Origin of the sequence: Bacillus sp. 17RED48 (genome assembly GCF_019837545.1) — a bacterium.
Classification (GTDB): Bacteria; Bacillota; Bacilli; order Bacillales; family Bacillaceae_G; genus Bacillus_A; species Bacillus_A wiedmannii.
Map to the genome: position 1 here is coordinate 381,528 of NZ_JADAXG010000002.1, position 18,020 is coordinate 399,547.

Here is an 18,020-nt window from a genome sequence, read left to right on the forward strand (position 1 = left end):
ATAATACACATCTTAACAGTTTTAAAAATTGGAAATTACCTATATACCCTCCTCTTTACATTTTGTATAATAAAAGGGAATTACTTAACAAGGAGGAAAATAATGACACAAAATATTTCACAAAGCGAGAGGATACACTCCATCGATATTATTAGAGGAATAGCTGTACTAGGTATTTTTCTTGTTAACTGGCCTGTTATAGCTGGGATTGACTCACGTGATCTTTCAGGAATTTATGAGGGGCTAGATAGCTATATCCGTCTGTTTTACGATATGTTTATTCAAACAAAGTTTTATACCATCTTTTCGTTTTTATTCGGCCTAGGCTTTTACATTTTTATGACTCGTGCTGAAGCGAAAACAGATCGACCAAAAACTTTATTTGTTCGTCGCTTACTTATTTTATTATTATTTGGTTTCTTACACTACGTTCTTTTATGGGACGGAGACATTTTACATACTTATGCAATCGCTGGATTTTTCTTATTTTTATTTTATAAGAGAGAACCTCGTACCATTTTAATATGGGCAATCGTTTTATTAAGTATTTTTCAATTTCTTATGCTAATTGCTAGTATTGGTATTGCCTTCATGCCAAAAGATGAACTTGGGTTATCCTTACCAATCATGCCACTTGAAGACTGGGTGTCACAAATACAAAATCGTTTCCATGCATTTTATGCTGATGGAATTGGACTAAACGCATTCATGCTCCCAGAAACAGTTGGGCTATTTTTACTTGGTTTATATGCCGGTAAAAAGGATATTTTCCGCCGTACGAAAGAGTTAGATCCAAAGCTTAAAAAATGGCAAATTATTATGTTCATTTTAACGTTGCCAATGTGGTTCTTCATGGTCCGCTATTTCTTATCAAAACCATCTTATGAACCAATTTATATGCAAGGCTTTACAATGTTTAGCGGAAAAACATTATTCATCTTCTACATTTTCACGCTTATGCGTTTATTACAGAAAGAAAAATGGCAAACATTATTACGACCATTCCAATATGTTGGTCGAATGGCGTTAACAAATTACATCTCGCATACAATTGTTACGTTACTTGTATTCGGACTATTGTTCAAAAATGATTATCTTGCTCCATTATGGGTAGGTCCTCTATTTTGCATTAGTTTCTATACGTTACAAATCTTTATTAGCCGCTGGTGGCTATCACGTTATCAATACGGGCCACTTGAGTACATTTGGCGTCTTGGTACGTACGGGAAAATGATGCCACTTAAAAAGAAAAGCAAGGTCTCATAACGAGACCTTGCTTTTTTTACGCTTCTCTTACTGCACTTTGCATCGGTTGTTCTAGTTGCAACATTTGAAGTAGCACTAAATAAACCATTTTAATTGATGTAAGGGGGCACAATGTAACTGGAGAAATATTAAAAGGGACTAGAGAAAAAATAACATGAGAGAACGTCACTTTATATTCCTATAAGAAATCACAATGTGCGATCCAATCATTTGTTTTACTATTTTTAGCAAAATAAATTCCACCGCCATGAATAATCTTTAAATGGGCTTTGGGATCGTCTGTTATTTGAAAAATAAATTCATAATCCGCAGGCCATTGGATACCTGATTGTGCAAAGCAAGCATAGCCTCCTAATTTGTGTATGTAATGATTTTCTTCAAAAATGTCCTCGTAGTAGTCAATCTCAATTGTGTTTTCAAGTTCAATAATTCTATCTTGCACGTTGTTAGGGAAATCTTCCGTATCCCATTGTGGAAACTCATCAGCTACTAATCTTGGTATTAAGGGAAAAGGTTTTAGATTTGGAAACGTAAGTGACATTTCATTCGGTACTAGTTCCTCTAAAGAATCATATTCTCTAACACAAAAATTTCCTGATAAATTGGACAAATCTTTAGCAAAGTTTGGAGAAAGAAATACTGCAATGACTTTCATATCTTTTACTGCTTCTGGAACAAAAGGTATTTGTGTTAAATTAAGCATCATAATCGCATACATTTTGTCTTGATAACGGTCGATTGGGCAAGTTTCATTTGGGAATGAATAGGGAATCTTTCCAATCCAACTTTCATTTATAGATGAATCAGGTCTTTTTCCGCCTGTTTGAAAGATAGTTGCTCTTTTTCTTAAGATATTCTTTATTTGATCTATTTCCAAAATATTTCTCCTCCTAAATATATATTTTGGTTTCTCCTTATTTTAACGGATAATTATATTCTAACAATAATGTACATTTTTTGTTATAACGCCCCTTTTGAAAGCTGTTGTTAAGCAGCAATTTCAAGGGTCTTTTTCTAGTTTTACTGTCGATTTAAAACAAATTTGTACTGTTTATAAAAAACATACCTTTTTGAATAAAGTTGCACCGTTTTGCATCATCAGGTAAAACTCCTGTAGTAATGGAGCTTTAGAATTAAAAGTAGATCTGGAAATTGAGACATTATAAACTTATTAAACTAGCTCAGTAATAAAAACGATGGGTTCAATTTGATTGGTATTTTAAACATCACTACAAATTAAAAACCTATCTCAAATGAGATAGGCTTAATTACATACAATTCGTATTGTGTCTACTTACTTTTTACGCTTCCCTTACTGCACTTTGCATAGACACTGGCTCTTCTTTTACTTTCACTTTACGCTGCGGCACCATATTAAATACGATATTTAAAAGTACTGCTGACGCACTTCCAAGTACAATTCCGTTATCTGTTAAAATACGAATGTTTTCAGGAAGTTGTGAGAATAATGTAGGAACAACTGTAACCCCAAGCCCAATTCCTACAGAACATGCAACGATTAATAAGTTTTCTTGTTTACCAAAATCAACGCTACTTAACATTTTAATACCATATGCCATTACCATACCGAACATCGCTAACATTGCACCGCCAAGTACTGATTTCGGGATAATAGTTGTAATAGCTGCGATTTTAGGAATGAATCCAAGAACAATTAACATACCACCACAAGTATAAATAATAACGCGATTTCTTACTCCAGTTAATTGAACAAGTCCTACGTTTTGAGAGTATGTTGTATATGGGAACGCGTTGAAAATACCGCCTAACACCATCGCTAATCCTTCTGCACGATACCCTTTTGTTAATTCTTTTTCACCGATCTTTTTATTGCAAATATCAGATAATGCAAAGTAAACACCTGTTGCTTCTACAATTCCTACGCAAGCAACTAAGATCATCGTAATGATTGGCGTCAATTCAAACGTTGGTGTACCGAAGTAAAACGGCTGAATACCATGGAACCAATCCGCTTCTCCAACCGCTTGCAAACTTACTTTCCCCATAAATGCTGCAACAATTGTACCGAACAATAGACCAAGTAAAATAGAGATTGAACGAATAAATCCGTCAAAGAAACGATACATAATGATGATAAATAGTAATACACCAAATGCTAACGCTAAATTTTCAAGACTACCAAAATCCTTACTTCCTACTCCTCCAGCCATATCATTAATTGCTGCTGGAACAAGTGTAACTCCAATTACAGTAACGACAGATCCTGTTACGACAGGTGGAAACAGTTTTACAAGCTTTCCAAATAATTTCGCAAAAATAACAACGAATAACCCGGCAGCAATAATTGCTCCATAAATAGAAGACACGCCGTATTGTTTCCCGATTGCAATCATTGGCCCAACCGCTGTAAATGTACAACCAAGTACAACTGGAAGTCCAATACCGAAAAAGCGATTTGATAATGCTTGTAAAATTGTCGCAACGCCGCACATTAATAAATCAATTGAGACTAAGTATGTTAACTCTTTTTGATTTAAACCAAGTCCGCCGCCCACAATAAGCGGAACAATAATTGCTCCAGCATACATAGCAAGCATATGCTGCATACCAAGCGATGCGATTTTAAATGGATGTTGCTTCATCGTTTATTTCACCTCCGCAGTTTCTTGCTGTACAAATGTAACTGTGCCGTTATCAAGTGATGCAATTTCTGCTAGTGACTCAACACGAACTCCTTGTTCACGAAGCTTCTTTCCTCCATCTTGAAATGCTTTTTCAATAACAATACCAATTCCTGCAATACTTGCTCCAGCTTGCTCTACTAAACTCATTAAACCTAAAGCAGCCTGACCGTTTGCTAAAAAGTCATCAATAATTAAAACACGATCATTTTCATCGATATGATTTCGAGATAATGAAATTTCATTCGTTTCTTGTTTCGTAAATGAATGTACGTTTGCAACGTACATATTATCTTGTAACGTTAACGATTTACGTTTTCTTGCAAAGATTACTTTTACACCAAGCTCTAATGCAGCCATAACCGCTGGTGCAATGCCTGAAGATTCAATCGTCACGATTTTTGTAATGTTCTCTTCTTTAAAACGTTTAGCAAATTCTTTTCCGATCTCTTGCATAAGTACTGGGTCAATTTGATGATTTAAAAAGGCATCTACCTTTAATACGTCACCAGATAAAACCTTTCCTTCGTTCAAAATCTTTTCTTGTAATACTTTCATGTTTGTTCCCCCTCTTATGCAATAAAAAACTCCAAAAGCCGCCACCACTCGTTACAAGTGAGAGACGCGCTTTTGGAGTTTCGCAAAAAAGAATGCTAAACAAGCAAATATATTCGTCCTCACTCATAGTCAAAGTATTTACGGTACTTCGGTAGAAACTTGCAGGCCATATCCCCGCGATTATATGAGTGTAGCTAACTATTTATTTTATAGATGGATTATAACGCACTTTTTATACTTTGAAAAGCATTTCTTAATAAAACACGTACAAATTTTATAAAAACATCATTTTCGTTCGAGTTTTGTAAACTCTTACATATTATTTCAAAGTGTCGTTAAAATGATTGGCCCATCTTTTGTAATCGCAATTGTATGCTCATATTGCGCTGATAATTTCCCGTCCATCGTTCTTGCAGCCCATCCATTTAAATCTACTTTCGAATATCGCATACCTACATTGACAATAGGCTCAATTGTAATTACCATTCCTTCTTGTAGTTCAGGCCCTTGTCCTTGTTTCCCAAAATGAAAAATTGCTGGTTCTTCATGAATCTCTTTACCTATTCCATGTCCCGTAAAGTCTCTTGCGACAGAAAAACCTTTATTTGCTACATAACTTTCAATCGCATAGCCAATATCTCCTACATGATTACCGATTATCGCCTGATCAATTCCTTTATACAATGCATTCTCAGCTACTACCAATAACATTTCTGCTTCTTCAGAAACATTTCCAACTCTATACGTCCAAGCAGAATCTGAAAGACCACCATTTAAGTTTACTACCATGTCAATTGTTACAATATCACCCTCAGTTAAAGGAACATCCGCCGGAAACCCATGACACATTTCATCGTTTACAGATGCGCATATCGCATATGGATACCCGTTGTAACCTTTCTGTTCAGATGTTGCACCGTGCTTTTCTAAATATGCTTCAACAAACGTATCAATTTCTTTTGTCGTAATACCTGGTTTCATCATTTGGGCAATTTCCCTATGACATGAAGCAAGTAATTTCCCAGATTCATGCATCAAATCTATTTCATTTTTCGTTTTAATTGTAATCATTCTATCTCTCCTTGCTAAACCTGCTATTTGCTACTAAAGTTCAATCATACACATCCTCTTCCAAAACTTCCAATTATAAAAGCAAACATCATTTCTTCTATTTTCCGAATATAAATTTTTATTTAATTCGTTTTTTAAAATATTACATCTAGTATTTTTTATTGATGTTTATTTATAAACAAAGTATATTGTTACTATACTATTAAAAGGAGGATTGTTAAAGATGATGCATGCAGGAAGACTACGTCAGCAACCTTTGAACACTAAGTAATTTAATATGTTCAAAGGCTCTGTTTTCATAAAGCAGAGTAAACGGGATTAGTCTGCACATTTTTAATAATCTTCATCGGAAGAGTACACTTTCCACATGAAGAAAGGCAGATATACATCTGTCTTTTTTTCGTATATTTTTTCATACAAAGAGAGACGTTTATTCATTATATCCTCGTTTACTCTTAACCACAGACAGAAGCCCGTCTGTGGTTTTTTTATGATTACATTTTCTTATATCTCGCTACTTTAAGCATATTGATGTAGTTAGAGACAAAAAGTAACAGAAAACGCATGAAAACATTGAAATTAGAATAAACATTTGGAGGAAATAAAAATGAATACACTTAAAGTGAAACAATTAGCAAATACGAAAGGCCTAAATATATTAGAAGATTCAATAGAAATCAATGAATCTGGCGTTGACTTTCAAGTAGCACACGTTAAAGAACAAAACGGGGATAAATGGATACTAAGAATTCCTCGTAGACCAGAATCTATGAGACATGCTCTACGTGAAAAAGAAGCATTAGAAATCATGAAAAAACATGCAGAATTCCAAATTCCTGATTGGTCTATATTTTCTGAGGAACTAATTGCTTATAAACAACTAAGCGGCGTTCCTGCCGCTACTATTGATATAGAACAACAAGGTTATATATGGACCTTTAACGAAAAGAATGTACCAACTGAATACCATACTTCATTAGGAAAAGTTCTAGCGAATTTACACTCATTACCTCAACAAAAATTTAATACTACAGGTGTTGAAATTCTTACTGCTAATGAATTAAGAACTTCTATGAAACAAAGGATGAATCGAGTGAAGGAACAATACCATATTAATCAAGACTTATGGGATCGTTGGCAAGCATGGCTAGCTGAAGATTCTTTTTGGCCATCTCACGTAGGAGTAAAGCACGGGGATATCCATCCAGGTCATATCCTGATTAATAATAAAAATAAAGTAACTGGCTTAATCGATTGGACAGAAGTAGGAATAGGTGATGTATCTATAGATTTCACATCGCATTATCTACTCTTTGGGAAGGATGGACTAACAAAGTTAATTCACTCTTATGACAACGCTGGCGGTAAAACTTGGTCAAAAATGGATGAACATATTATCGAACTTCTAACAACGAGTAGTATTACTGTTGCTGAATACGCTCAAGTTTCAGGTTTGAAAGACATGCATGAAATAGCTGTGCACATGCTAGCAACTGAAAGATAATGAAATTGCAAAAAAAACAGAAGAACCCTCTTCTGTTTTTTTGTTATTTTTTACATATATAATTCATTTTCAAAAACTCAAAACAACTACCATTTGTTTTCTGTATAAACGTTCCAACAACTTCAAATCCTGCTCTTTTATACACTTTAATCGCTCTCTCATTACATGTCGCTACTGATAGTGTTATATACTTGCAACCATATTTTTCTTTACTAAAAGCTAGTCCAGCGTTTACGAACTGTAAACCAAATCCATTTCCAGTTATATCAGGTCTCATTCCAAGACCTATATCAAACGTTCCATCATTTATTTTACAAACAGTAAAAAAACCAATGAGAGTGCCGTTTTCCTTCACAGAAAATGTATGATCTCCTCTACTCTCATCATGTAAAAACTCAGCTAAATCTTCTTCATCTGCACCTATATCGTAAAAGGAATACCTCCCTTCATAATGCCAGTTATATGCAATTTCTTCTGCTTCTTCTTGCGTCATTACTGTATATGTATAAGCCATTCTTCTATCCCCCTTGAAAAAAAGAGCTGCAATTAAGCAGCTCTTTTTTATAACTCATAGATTTCTTTATACTTCGCTTCTAAATAATCTGCTAAGTAGTTTGCATTTAATCCTTCACCTGTCACATCTTCTAAAATTTCAAGTGGCTTTTTCGTTTTACCGTATTGGTGAATATTTTCTGTTAGCCATTCACGAATTGGTGTTACGTTTCCTTCTTCTAATAATGCATCAAAGTTCGGAATGTCTTTTAACATTCTTTGCTTAAATTGCGCTGCATACATATAACCAAGCGCATAAGATGGGAAGTATCCAAATGAACCACCAGCCCAGTGAACATCTTGCAATACACCTTGTGCATTGTTTTCCGGACGAATTCCTAAATATGCTTCCATCTTATCATTCCAAGCCTCCGGCAAATCCTTCACTTGTAATGTACCATCAAATAATTCTTTCTCAAGTTCATAACGAACCATGACGTGAAGCGGATATGTAAGCTCATCTGCTTCTATACGAATGAACGATGGCTTCGATTCGTTAATCGCATCATAAAACTCATCTACTGATATATCATTGAATTGACCATCGCTATACTCTTTTAATAAATCATAATTTTTCTTCCAGAATGATTTATTACGACCGATAAAGTTCTCAAAGAATAATGATTGCGACTCATGAATACCCATAGAAGTTCCACTACATAGCGGTGTACCTTCGAATTTCTCTGCAATATTTTGTTCATATACAGCATGGCCACATTCATGAATTGTTCCAAACACTGCCATACGGAAATCTTTTTCATCATAGCGTGTTGTAATACGAACGTCCCCTCTATTTAATGTAATCTCAAATGGATGTACCGTTTCATCAAGACGACCTGCTTCAAAGTCATAATTCAATTGCTTTAATAACTCTAATGTAAAGTTCTTTTGTTTTTCTTTTGAAAAATGTTCTGATAAAGCACTTGTCTTTAATCTCTTTTGTGACTCCGATATTTCTTTTACGAGCGGAACGATACGCTCACGAAGTTGACCAAATACGTGATCTAACACTTCTACTGTAATACCTGGCTCATACATATCTAATAATGTATTATATTTATATGTTTCGTAACCCCAATATGTAATGAATTTCTTTTTAAATTCAACTATTTGTTCTAAATAAGGACGGAACATTTCGAAATCAGATTTTTCCCGAGCTTCTTCCCACACACTTTCCGCTTTCGCTTCTAATTTCACATACGCCTCGTATTCCGCTTGTGGAATTTTCTTATTTCTATCATATTCTTTACGACACTCTTCAACCATTTTCTTCGTCGTTTCAGAAAGTTTATCTTCACTTATTAAAGCTTCAAGCTCTGTTAAATAATTTCCCATCTCATCTGAAGTCGACATGACAAACACTTCTGATGAAAGCATACCAATTACTTCTGAACGCTGGTCTACACCTTTTTTAGGCGCACCTGTTCTTAAGTCCCAAAACATTAAGCTTAATGCTTCCTCATAATTCTGTATCTTCTTCACATATGTTAAAAATTGTTTTTCTACTTCATATGTAGCTACTGTCATCGTATAAAACCTCCCTTTTCTACCTCAAACTTAATTCGACATGGAACTCTAAATCCCTTTTATAATAGAAAAAAAGCTTGGCAAGTGCCAAGCTTTCTCCTTATAATTCTTTACCTTCTACTGGTAGTACGTTTTTCACCGCTTCTATCACTTTCTCATCTTCTGTATCAGATAAGAAGATTGATATAGCACCTTTATCGTCGCTCGTACGAATTAAACGTCCAATCCCTTGACGAAGACGTAAAATCATATACGGTACATCTACATCCCAGAATGGATCATTTACATGTTTACGCTTCGCTTCAAACACAGGATCGTTTGGAGGGAATGGTAATGACCAAATAATAACATGCGATAATGATGAACCAGGAATATCTAAACCTTCCCATAAATGAACAGCACAAAGTACAGTCTCTTCTTCATTTTGGAAACGAGAAACGAGCTGACTAATTTCTTGATCCCCTTCATATAGGAACGGAACGGACATTTGTTCTTTACTTACATATTCTTTAAACGCTGCAAGTTCTTGTGTTGTACGGAATAATACAAGTGTACGTCCATTTGTTTTCTGTATATTTTCAAGTGTATATTGACACTTTCTTTCCCATTCATTTTCTTTCGTATGCGATAGTAAGTTTACTGCCATTTGCTCCTCATAATCAAACGGTGAGGCAACTGAGAATGATAAGTAATCTTTTACCCCTAGGCTATTTGCTGTAAATGCGAATGAATCGTTGTTAGATAATGTAGCAGAAGAGAAAATATACGGGATTTTCTTCGAGAATACTTTCTCTTGTAATACTTCTTCAACTGCACGTGGCATAATCACTAACGTGAAGGCTCCATCACCTTCTTCACCCCATGTAATTACATTTTTCTCGTGCATGAACAGACGAAGTGAATGTTCTAATACATCTAAATGTTCATCAACGATATTTAAATCATACGTGTTTACTGTATGCATTTCACTTTCAAATACTAATGCATCACCGACTTCACCAATTTTCGCATAAAGTCTATTCGCTTCAGCTGTTACTTTTTCTGTCACAGTAATTTCTAAACGATCAGAACCGGCGATTTCCTTTTTATTTTCTTGTAACACATCAAAGAATCGCTCTGTTTGCCAAATTGTTTCTTCTACTAAATGCGCAAACTCTTCACGAATATCGTTTTGCAACAATCTTGTTAAAAGTTGCTCCATCATCGTTTGCTTTAAACGATATGTTAAAGCTTTTTGAGCTGCATATTCTACAAGATGTCCTTCATCGAATACAACGCAGCTACTTTCAGGTAATAACGGAATTTGCCCTTCACGCTTACGAGCATCGTACGTCCAAATATGATCCATGTAGAAATCTTGAGAACAAATAATTAAATCTGCCGCTTTACGATAATGTTCACGAGAAAGAGTTTGACCACAACGATGACGAGAATCACAAGTGAAGCAATCTTGGAAGTAATCCCAATTTACTTTTGACCATTCCTCATCATTTAAAAGTGGAAATTCTTTTCTGTCACCGTAGTGGGTAAAGTTTTGCATCGTACCATGATCGAATACAAACTGTGGTAATTCGTAGTATACATCTTCAATTACTTCTGGAGCTCGTCCACTCATAACATCTTCAAGTTTACGTAAACATAAATAATTATCCATTGATTTCGCAAGTCTAACATCAACAGATAGTCCTAATGCTTCAGATAACTTAGCAATGTCCCCTTCTTCTTTCACAAGCTGCTCAATTAACGTTTCATCAGCACAAGCGATAATAGCTGGTTTTCCAGTATAACGCGCATAGCAAATTGCATATAGAAGATATACAATTGTTTTCCCTGTTCCTACACCCGCTTCTGCGAACATTACTTTCTTTTCTTGGAAAGCACGCTCTAATTGAAACGCCATAAAAATTTGTTCATCACGCTCTTCAAAGCCTTTTTCCGGAAGGATATCGTAAAACACATCTCCAATCCATTCATTCAACTTATCATAAAAATTATCTTGTTTCCCTACTTCAAATGGTAATCTCTTCTCAGTAAACATCCTTAGCCTCCAACCAAAAAGTTTTTCTATAAAAAGATATAGCAACTGCTACTCATATGTGTGCAGCCACTTTCCCCTGTTGCCATACATAGAAATACACGAAAAAAAATTTTCCTTTCGAAAAAGGAAAATTTTTTTCTATATTAATGACTTTAAATATCGTTTATCAATCGCTGTTTCGTGTGAAAGAGCTGACAAATATTCTTCTTGTGCTTTTTGTATTTCATCTACAATCGCACCTTGGCTATCCACTTCTTTCCCGATCTCATCATACGTACGATGAATAGCTTTTTGAATCATTGATAATTGGAAACTATCCATATCACGTCCTCCTTTACGCATTACATAATAGCCAGTATATGCGCGCTGGAGGAGTTTTATACTATGAATTACGCGGTGGACGTTTTCCGAAGTATTGGTAGTAATCTGTACGGATAAATCCATTAAATAGTTTACGTTTCTTCGATGCATCTTTTCCATAACACTTTTCAAATGCTTCGTAGCTTGTTAATACATACGCTGACCATGTGTCTAATGGGTGGAATACTTGTCCCATTTCTTTGTACAATTGTTCAACGAGTGCTTTTTCACTTAAACGTTCTCCGTATGGAGGATTCGTTACAACATATCCATAATCCTCTTTTGTCGTGAAATCTTTTACTTGCATTTGTTTAAATGTAATTAAATCACCTAAACCTACTTCTTCAGCGTTGTCTTGAGCAACTCGGATCATACGATGATCGATATCTGATCCAATGATTTGTAGTGGTTGATTATAATTCGCTAAATCTTCAGCTTCTTGACGAGCTTCACGCCAGTTTTGTTTACCAACCCAGCCCCACGCATCTGATGCGAAGCCACGGTTAAATCCTGGTGCAATATTTTGTCCAATTAATGCTGCTTCAATCGGAATTGTACCTGATCCACAGAAAGGATCCACGAAAGGACGATCCGGCTTCCAGTTTGTTAACTTAATTAAAGACGCAGCCAATGTTTCTTTTAATGGAGCTTCCCCTTGATCCATACGGTATCCACGTTTATGAAGTCCAACACCACTTGCATCAATTGTTAATGTTGCAATATCCTTGAGCATTGCGATCTCAATACGGAATAACGGACCATCTTCTTCAAACCAAGTTGTACGTTTATATGTTGTTTTTAATTTTTCAACGACAGCTTTTTTAACGATACGTTGGCAATCTGAAACACTGAACAACTCAGATTTTAACGATTTACCAATTACAGGGAACTCTCCGTTCTCTGGAATATAATCTCCCCAGTTTAATGCTTTCGTTTTTTCAAACAGCTCATCAAATGTTGTCGCTTTGAATTCGCCAACTTTAATTTTCACACGGTCCGCAGTACGTAACCATAAGTTCGTGCGACAAATCGCCTTTTCATCTGCTTCAAATGTTACTTTGCTGTTTTCCACTTGGCATTCATAACCAAGATCACGAACTTCTCGGGCAACTAACGATTCAATACCCATTGCCGCTGTTGCAATTAAAGTAACTTTTCCCATTTGCATTCACCTCTTATGTATAGTTAAACAATAATTAATAGCAATTTGTCCTATTAATCATTACATTTTACGAAGAATTTTCTCATTAACCATTTTAACTCATAATTTATAACTTCATACAAATAAAAAGCCCTCCTCTAACAAAGGAGAGCTGAGTTATTTCATAGTTGGTTCATAACGTTCTGTAAGCCATGTTCTGTTCCTTTGTACTGCAAACGGCCCACGCCTCGTACTCCGGTGGCAATCATCTATCTACAGGTTATACAACCTGTCCTTTCCCATCGTTCATTTCCTTGGAAAAGATTCCCCTACCATTATTTGGGTTTCTCGCTCGTGGGGTTTACCTCGTTCCACTCCTATCATTTCTTCAAGGACTTCGTCACTGTGGCACTTTAAAGGTAGTCAAACCATATCCGAAAGGACTTAGGTTTTTTCCCTGCCGTTAAACCAGCCTTACAGCCAGAATACCCTAGCTTATGAATTGGCTAGGCACGAACACTACAGCCATCTCAGGCCGTGCGAGCATGGACTTTCCTCTACAACGTTGGCGTTGCAGCGATTACCCAAACGTTATGACATCCATTAGTATAGTGGAAACAAAAAGATTTTGCAATGTTTTTTTCTATGTAAAATGCTTTAACCTTTTTACCACTAAAAATTATTCGTATAACTTACTTCCAAATACAGCTTTTTCTAAATTAGATAGACGTTTTAAAATGTCCGTATTCGTGTTGTTATATACAGGTTGTGCAACTGGTGTTTGTACAACTGGTTGTTGTGGCACTTGCGTTGCTACTAATTTTTGTTCCTCTAATTCACGCTTTAAACGAGCATTTTGTTGCTTTAATTGATCAAACTCCTTGTGGAAAGCTTCATAGTCTTTAATGATCATGTCAAGAAACTTGTCTACTTCTTCTTGTTGATAGCCTCTCATGCCTGTTTTAAATTCTTTTTCTAAAATATCTTTCGCCGTTAATTTAATTTTATCCGAAATCATTTTCTTCACCTCAAATTTTTGCCAAAACTTTCATTACCTAAATTTTTTCAGAAACAACGCCTTTTGTCAATCATATATACGAGTACTATATTACATATTACTCAGCATTATTCCACTGTTCCTCTTCTATTATATCTTGTAAATCAGAAAAAAGAATGAAATAACTGTGATAATTTTCTATTTCTCCTTTTTTCTTTGCTGCTTCTACAATATATTTGGGACTCCCTGGTTTTTCTTCATCATATACAGCTAAAAGTGCATCACTTTTTTCAATAAAAAATTGATTTTTTAATTTAAATTGTTCCGGGCTTTCGTACTTCCGTTTCGTAATACTATCAATATGGTCTGCTTGAGAGAGAATACATTCGTAATATTCACGGTTATCTTCCTTCCAGCTTTCTTCTTGTTCTAAAAACGGAGTAAATACCGCTAATTTTAGATTTGGATATTCTACTTGAATTTCAAAAACAACTTCAGCAGCCCATAATTCGACTCCTAACTGCCCACTTATTATCACCCATTCCAAACCTTCTTCTACAAAAGTAGTTAATTTTCGGTGCAATGCTTTTTTTATACATTCCACCCCTGGATGATCATTTTTAAATATACCAAGTTCAAATGGCTTATATCCCGTTACAGCAATAACTTTCATATCAACACTCCAATTACAAAAAAAGAACTAGCATTTCGCTAGTTCTAACATATCATTTACTTTTTAAATATTCCACCAACGTTTGGTCCAATATTCGGACCTACTGGTGATACATTGTTTGGTAAAAATGGTGATACATTTGGTCCGAATGGTGATACGTTTGGTCCAAACGGAGATACATTTGGTCCTGGACCAAATGGTGATACGTGATGTCCGTGATGTCCATGATGTCCATGACCACATGGTCCACATCCACCGCCGAATCCTGGATCGATTGGGTCTACAACATTTACATTCGAGTTTGTTTGTGGGAAGAAGTTTTGGTTTTTAATTTGTTGATGATGAACATGTGTTGTATGCGTTGGGAAAATGTGTGGCACCACCGTTGTTGAAAAAGAATGTGTTACACACTGTTTCGTCGGATGAATGACAGGAGCAGTTGTACAGATAGGTCCTACAGGCTTATGCCCTCCAAAACAAGGATGACAATGATGCATAGTTTTTTCTCTCCTCTCTCGTTAAAAAAATCTGACTACACTTTACAATATGAGAAAAGAGGGAAAGCCGTTTGTTATATATACCCATTTATTACAAGGAAATTTGTCTAGCTTTCTGCTTTATACGTAATGCTTTTTATAGACAATCCCCCAAGATTACTTACCAAAAAAACCTCCAACTTGCTTTACAATACCCGTCACTTGGTTCATCGCATTCATCATTTGTCCAGCTGTATTCATCATTTTATTTACATCATAGTTACCATCTGAGTTTTTAAATTGGGAAACAAAACTAGAAAATTGACTCGGTTGCTGTTGTTGTTTTTGTTTATTCTGCGTCGGGTACGGTTGTTTTGGTGGATAAAACATCGCTTGTTGATTTCCATAGGGAGATGGTGGTGGCATATAGTATTGTGAATTCATATAAGATTGCTGTTGTTGATCCATATAGGGCTGCTGCTGCGGTTGATTCATATACGGTTGCTGTTGCTGATCCATATAGGGCTGCTGCTGTTGTTGCGGTTGATTCATAAACGACACTTCAAATGGCTGGTAATAATTTTGATTTCCATAATGAGGCTCGAAAGGATACATATTATACCGTAAATATGTATCCGTATTATATTGGTACATATTTTGCTGTGTATATGGATTAGATTGCTGATATACGTTTGGTTGTTGAAACATGCATTCTCTCCTCCTTCACATAAGTTTCTACATATATAATATGTACCAGTAAAATAATATGTGTGACGGAGTATCTGTCTATTTTTGTCGGAAGTTTAAATTTTTAAAAAATTAAAAAAGAAAGCCCTTCCATGCTATGATAATAAAGAAGAAGATTCTCATGGGGGAGGAATCAACATGGTATTAGGGGATTTAAAACAAGCGTTTTCTCAAAAAAAGGGGTATTACACAGAGAATGTAAATGAATTGTTAGACTTTGCGAGACATTGGTATCTCGAAGGAAAAATATGCATTTCAGATTACCGAACATTAATAAAAGAATTAGAAATAAACGGTGCAACAAAACCTACAACAATGACAGAAGCATAAAAAACAAGAGGGTTTCCCCTCTTGTTACTTACATTGCTCAATTATATTTTGCAAAGTATACGAAATGGCTTGATGTGTTTCAAAGAATCGCTTACCTTTACCTTTATTTACAAAACATTGCAACACATTTGTCTGTAAATTATCGTACACTTGATCAATTTGCTGTACATGTATATACTTCGGTTTTTCTTCCTTAATCCATTTATAAGCTAATTCTTTCCACACTTTTAATTCCTCATCTACCATATCTACAAATGGTTTCATATCCTTATAAAAATCGTACTCAATCATTTCTCTTTTTTTCACATTCGCTTCATTATTATACTGCATGAGTTTTTCTGAAGATTGTATTAATGCTTCATACTTCATTTTATTCCCACCTTATTATGCACTCACTACGACGTTTTGAAATGCCTTCACCCAATTCCCTTTTTCTTCGTGATGCACTAATTTATTTTCCATATGCTCAATATGCATTTCTGTTATTTCTATTTTATTGCATATTTTTTCACTCGTATCCTTCAATGCATGATTCATTCTAATCCCTATATTCATTTCCAGCAAATCGAGAGAACTTAACATTTGATCCATTGTTTTCATTACATCTTCCTTCTGAACCATCGCCATATACAAAACGCCCCCTTCTTTGCTTTTCCTTTGTCATGTAATTTCGCCGAATGACTCTTCACTCCTGCTCACATGACAAAACTAGTTGTTATTCGTCAAAGAAATCATTTTGTATGTCATTTATAGAAATGGTAACAATACAAAAAGGAGGTGTATGAAAATGGCAAAGAACAAAAACGAAAAAAAGAAAAAACAAAACAAACAAAATAAACCCGAGACTGGCAACCCTAAGTTAGATGGTCCAAACTTCCCTGCTACATAAAGTGAAACTTTAGCACTTTTACAAAAAGCTAATTTCTAAAGCATCCTTAATCTCTTAATTAAATTTTTAGCATACAGGGCAGGATTACTTCACATTAAGAAGTCCCGTCTTCATTTATGAAGACGGGACTTCTTTTTTATTATATCACGAACTCATCCATCCTTTTAACAAAACGATTTACGATAGAAGCAACATATATTTGCTCCCTCTTTCTTTTATACCATTCTGTTATATCAACTTCCCCCTTATACTCTTCCAGTAGAAACAACTCATTTATTTCCGTATCTCTACAAAACCAATCTCTCATACTTATTTCCTTATGCGCAACGACAGGATAAACCTCTCTAAGGGCTGGCGTACAAGATTTTCTAGCTTCTCTTACATAATATTCATAATCTGCTCTTGATCCTGTGTGTATAGTTTGCAATGCAAACCTATGGAATGAACTTTTATAATTCGGATGAAACAGTAACTCCGCTAGTTTCTGCCCTAGTTCTATACGCTTTTGTAACGTTTCAAATTGATAAACTGAAAAACCATACATCCTCCCTTCCACAGTCGGAAAAATAACAGCACTAATATGAAGCATTTCTTGCAATTTAAAAAGTGCAGTATGGAATACATGTTTTTTAAAATATGTATTCTCAATAACTGGTTTTTGAATTTTATTTTGCTCATTTATAATAAGCGCTGTCATGAGCCTATTTATATCTTTTTTTTCCCAAAAATAAATCCATTCTTTTTCCATAAAAATTGATACGTTAAAATATTGTAACAAATAGAATAGTGGTACCTGCCTCCTCTTACTTTCTTCGTATAACAATAGCTGAGGAAATGCATCTAAAAAAATAATCCAATTCGCTTCTTCATAAGTCAGAAACAAATGTTTTTTTACTGTTTGAGGTAAAACAGTAGCATAATATATCCCTTTTAAATCAGTCATATTCCATCCCGCATTTCTCGAGACCATACTTGCTAAAAAGGCCCACCTAATTTCACTGTTCCTTACATAATATTCTTGATAAGAGTGTGTTCGAGAAATGTTGTCCATATTAGCCATTTCTATTTTCCCCTTAATGTTATAAACGATTGTTTTTTCTTCGTCTGTACAAACCATATTTTTACGATATTGTTTAATTTTTGCATAATCATTCCATGTAAACATAAATAAGTCATCATACCTTTCTTCAAAAAGGTCACATCTTTTTTCATTTTTTGTTATAATCAC

The 18,020-nt window shown here is 35.0% G+C and carries 20 protein-coding genes, 1 other RNA gene and 1 riboswitch; of the genes, 4 read left to right on the forward strand and 17 right to left on the reverse strand.

What is annotated here, in order from left to right; all coding sequences use genetic code 11:
* The first annotated feature begins 102 nt into the window (after window positions 1–102).
* Window positions 103–1,266, forward strand: coding sequence for a DUF418 domain-containing protein (locus tag ILT06_RS08575; protein WP_098102172.1), 1,164 nt, complete (start codon window positions 103–105; stop codon window positions 1,264–1,266).
* A gap of 178 nt (window positions 1,267–1,444) precedes the next feature.
* On the opposite strand, the gene ILT06_RS08580 is transcribed toward ILT06_RS08575, so the two are convergent.
* From ILT06_RS08580 to ILT06_RS08595, 4 genes are all read right to left on the reverse strand, one after another.
* Complete coding sequence (locus ILT06_RS08580; protein WP_064476593.1) at window positions 1,445–2,143, reverse strand: YwqG family protein; 699 nt, start codon at window positions 2,141–2,143, stop codon at window positions 1,445–1,447.
* A 424-nt stretch (window positions 2,144–2,567) separates the two neighbouring features.
* Window positions 2,568–3,890, reverse strand: coding sequence for a xanthine permease PbuX (pbuX, locus tag ILT06_RS08585; RefSeq protein ID WP_000809222.1), 1,323 nt, complete (start codon window positions 3,888–3,890; stop codon window positions 2,568–2,570).
* Window positions 3,891–3,893: 3 nt separating this feature from the next.
* Window positions 3,894–4,487, reverse strand: a complete 594-nt coding sequence (locus tag ILT06_RS08590; RefSeq protein WP_064476595.1) for a xanthine phosphoribosyltransferase — start codon at window positions 4,485–4,487, stop codon at window positions 3,894–3,896.
* A gap of 106 nt (window positions 4,488–4,593) precedes the next feature.
* A riboswitch (purine riboswitch) is annotated at window positions 4,594–4,695 on the reverse strand.
* A 116-nt stretch (window positions 4,696–4,811) separates the two neighbouring features.
* Window positions 4,812–5,558 carry a type I methionyl aminopeptidase gene (locus ILT06_RS08595; protein ID WP_088048412.1) on the reverse strand — a complete coding sequence of 249 codons (747 nt, stop codon included), beginning with the start codon at window positions 5,556–5,558 and terminating at the stop codon, window positions 4,812–4,814.
* A gap of 607 nt (window positions 5,559–6,165) precedes the next feature.
* On the opposite strand from ILT06_RS08595, the gene mphL reads away from it, so the two are divergent.
* A complete protein-coding gene (mphL, locus tag ILT06_RS08600) occupies window positions 6,166–7,062 on the forward strand; it encodes a macrolide 2'-phosphotransferase MphL (RefSeq protein WP_222655018.1) in 897 nt (298 codons plus the stop codon).
* Window positions 7,063–7,105: 43 nt separating this feature from the next.
* Here mphL and ILT06_RS08605 read toward each other — a convergent pair whose 3' ends face one another.
* The 10 genes from ILT06_RS08605 to ILT06_RS08650 all read right to left on the reverse strand — a co-directional run bounded on the left by ILT06_RS08605 (window position 7,106) and on the right by ILT06_RS08650 (window position 15,534).
* Window positions 7,106–7,576, reverse strand: coding sequence for a GNAT family N-acetyltransferase (locus ILT06_RS08605; RefSeq protein ID WP_064476598.1), 471 nt, complete (start codon window positions 7,574–7,576; stop codon window positions 7,106–7,108).
* 47 nt (window positions 7,577–7,623) lie between these two features.
* On the reverse strand, window positions 7,624–9,141 hold the full coding sequence (ypwA, locus tag ILT06_RS08610; RefSeq protein ID WP_088048410.1) for a carboxypeptidase: 1,518 nt from the start codon (window positions 9,139–9,141) through the stop codon (window positions 7,624–7,626).
* 100 nt (window positions 9,142–9,241) lie between these two features.
* Window positions 9,242–11,179 carry an ATP-dependent DNA helicase gene (locus tag ILT06_RS08615; protein ID WP_000493718.1) on the reverse strand — a complete coding sequence of 646 codons (1,938 nt, stop codon included), beginning with the start codon at window positions 11,177–11,179 and terminating at the stop codon, window positions 9,242–9,244.
* A 138-nt stretch (window positions 11,180–11,317) separates the two neighbouring features.
* Window positions 11,318–11,500, reverse strand: coding sequence for a DUF3921 domain-containing protein (locus tag ILT06_RS08620; RefSeq protein ID WP_000376887.1), 183 nt, complete (start codon window positions 11,498–11,500; stop codon window positions 11,318–11,320).
* A gap of 61 nt (window positions 11,501–11,561) precedes the next feature.
* On the reverse strand, window positions 11,562–12,701 hold the full coding sequence (locus tag ILT06_RS08625) for a THUMP domain-containing class I SAM-dependent RNA methyltransferase (protein ID WP_222655019.1): 1,140 nt from the start codon (window positions 12,699–12,701) through the stop codon (window positions 11,562–11,564).
* Between the two features lie 180 nt (window positions 12,702–12,881).
* Window positions 12,882–13,272: RNase P RNA component class B (gene rnpB, locus ILT06_RS08630), an RNA gene on the reverse strand.
* Window positions 13,273–13,359: 87 nt separating this feature from the next.
* Window positions 13,360–13,698 carry a cell division regulator GpsB gene (gpsB, locus tag ILT06_RS08635; RefSeq protein WP_000622425.1) on the reverse strand — a complete coding sequence of 113 codons (339 nt, stop codon included), beginning with the start codon at window positions 13,696–13,698 and terminating at the stop codon, window positions 13,360–13,362.
* 97 nt (window positions 13,699–13,795) lie between these two features.
* On the reverse strand, window positions 13,796–14,350 hold the full coding sequence (locus tag ILT06_RS08640) for an SLOG family protein (RefSeq protein WP_048543489.1): 555 nt from the start codon (window positions 14,348–14,350) through the stop codon (window positions 13,796–13,798).
* Window positions 14,351–14,406: 56 nt separating this feature from the next.
* A complete protein-coding gene (locus tag ILT06_RS08645; RefSeq protein WP_000546280.1) occupies window positions 14,407–14,847 on the reverse strand; it encodes a CotD family spore coat protein in 441 nt (146 codons plus the stop codon).
* Between the two features lie 156 nt (window positions 14,848–15,003).
* Entirely contained in the window at window positions 15,004–15,534 is a 531-nt protein-coding gene (locus ILT06_RS08650; RefSeq protein ID WP_222655020.1) for a YppG family protein, read from the reverse strand.
* 177 nt (window positions 15,535–15,711) lie between these two features.
* On the opposite strand from ILT06_RS08650, the gene ILT06_RS08655 reads away from it, so the two are divergent.
* Complete coding sequence (locus tag ILT06_RS08655) at window positions 15,712–15,903, forward strand: YppF family protein (RefSeq protein ID WP_000242661.1); 192 nt, start codon at window positions 15,712–15,714, stop codon at window positions 15,901–15,903.
* A 24-nt stretch (window positions 15,904–15,927) separates the two neighbouring features.
* Here ILT06_RS08655 and ILT06_RS08660 read toward each other — a convergent pair whose 3' ends face one another.
* Window positions 15,928–16,272 carry a YppE family protein gene (locus ILT06_RS08660; RefSeq protein WP_000872967.1) on the reverse strand — a complete coding sequence of 115 codons (345 nt, stop codon included), beginning with the start codon at window positions 16,270–16,272 and terminating at the stop codon, window positions 15,928–15,930.
* A 15-nt stretch (window positions 16,273–16,287) separates the two neighbouring features.
* Complete coding sequence (locus tag ILT06_RS08665) at window positions 16,288–16,530, reverse strand: hypothetical protein (RefSeq protein WP_001252042.1); 243 nt, start codon at window positions 16,528–16,530, stop codon at window positions 16,288–16,290.
* Window positions 16,531–16,615: 85 nt separating this feature from the next.
* Here ILT06_RS08665 and ILT06_RS08670 point away from each other — a divergent pair, with 85 nt between their 5' ends.
* The gene (locus tag ILT06_RS08670) at window positions 16,616–16,792 is read left to right on the forward strand and encodes a hypothetical protein (protein ID WP_001982922.1); all 177 of its coding nucleotides are present in this window, start codon (window positions 16,616–16,618) and stop codon (window positions 16,790–16,792) included.
* Between the two features lie 139 nt (window positions 16,793–16,931).
* Here ILT06_RS08670 and ILT06_RS08675 read toward each other — a convergent pair whose 3' ends face one another.
* Window positions 16,932–17,957, reverse strand: a complete 1,026-nt coding sequence (locus tag ILT06_RS08675; protein WP_064476689.1) for a DUF2515 domain-containing protein — start codon at window positions 17,955–17,957, stop codon at window positions 16,932–16,934.
* Window positions 17,958–18,020: the final 63 nt, after the last annotated feature.

What these genes read in the sequence shown, in the direction of transcription:
- ypwA (WP_088048410.1), bottom strand. Translation starts at nt 9,141, where the DNA reads ATGACAGTAGCTACATATGAAGTAGAAAAACAATTTTTAACATATGTG.
- ILT06_RS08620 (WP_000376887.1), bottom strand. Translation starts at nt 11,500, where the DNA reads ATGGATAGTTTCCAATTATCAATGATTCAAAAAGCTATTCATCGTACG.
- ILT06_RS08640 (WP_048543489.1), bottom strand. Translation starts at nt 14,350, where the DNA reads ATGAAAGTTATTGCTGTAACGGGATATAAGCCATTTGAACTTGGTATA.
- ILT06_RS08625 (WP_222655019.1), bottom strand. Translation starts at nt 12,701, where the DNA reads ATGGGAAAAGTTACTTTAATTGCAACAGCGGCAATGGGTATTGAATCG.
- ILT06_RS08660 (WP_000872967.1), bottom strand. Translation starts at nt 16,272, where the DNA reads ATGAAGTATGAAGCATTAATACAATCTTCAGAAAAACTCATGCAGTAT.
- ILT06_RS08575 (WP_098102172.1), top strand. Translation starts at nt 103, where the DNA reads ATGACACAAAATATTTCACAAAGCGAGAGGATACACTCCATCGATATT.
- gpsB (WP_000622425.1), bottom strand. Translation starts at nt 13,698, where the DNA reads ATGATTTCGGATAAAATTAAATTAACGGCGAAAGATATTTTAGAAAAA.
- ILT06_RS08605 (WP_064476598.1), bottom strand. Translation starts at nt 7,576, where the DNA reads ATGGCTTATACATATACAGTAATGACGCAAGAAGAAGCAGAAGAAATT.
- mphL (WP_222655018.1), top strand. Translation starts at nt 6,166, where the DNA reads ATGAATACACTTAAAGTGAAACAATTAGCAAATACGAAAGGCCTAAAT.
- ILT06_RS08655 (WP_000242661.1), top strand. Translation starts at nt 15,712, where the DNA reads ATGGTATTAGGGGATTTAAAACAAGCGTTTTCTCAAAAAAAGGGGTAT.
- ILT06_RS08595 (WP_088048412.1), bottom strand. Translation starts at nt 5,558, where the DNA reads ATGATTACAATTAAAACGAAAAATGAAATAGATTTGATGCATGAATCT.
- pbuX (WP_000809222.1), bottom strand. Translation starts at nt 3,890, where the DNA reads ATGAAGCAACATCCATTTAAAATCGCATCGCTTGGTATGCAGCATATG.
- ILT06_RS08615 (WP_000493718.1), bottom strand. Translation starts at nt 11,179, where the DNA reads ATGTTTACTGAGAAGAGATTACCATTTGAAGTAGGGAAACAAGATAAT.
- ILT06_RS08650 (WP_222655020.1), bottom strand. Translation starts at nt 15,534, where the DNA reads ATGTTTCAACAACCAAACGTATATCAGCAATCTAATCCATATACACAG.
- ILT06_RS08590 (WP_064476595.1), bottom strand. Translation starts at nt 4,487, where the DNA reads ATGAAAGTATTACAAGAAAAGATTTTGAACGAAGGAAAGGTTTTATCT.
- ILT06_RS08675 (WP_064476689.1), bottom strand. Translation starts at nt 17,957, where the DNA reads ATGTTTACATGGAATGATTATGCAAAAATTAAACAATATCGTAAAAAT.
- ILT06_RS08645 (WP_000546280.1), bottom strand. Translation starts at nt 14,847, where the DNA reads ATGCATCATTGTCATCCTTGTTTTGGAGGGCATAAGCCTGTAGGACCT.
- ILT06_RS08665 (WP_001252042.1), bottom strand. Translation starts at nt 16,530, where the DNA reads ATGGCGATGGTTCAGAAGGAAGATGTAATGAAAACAATGGATCAAATG.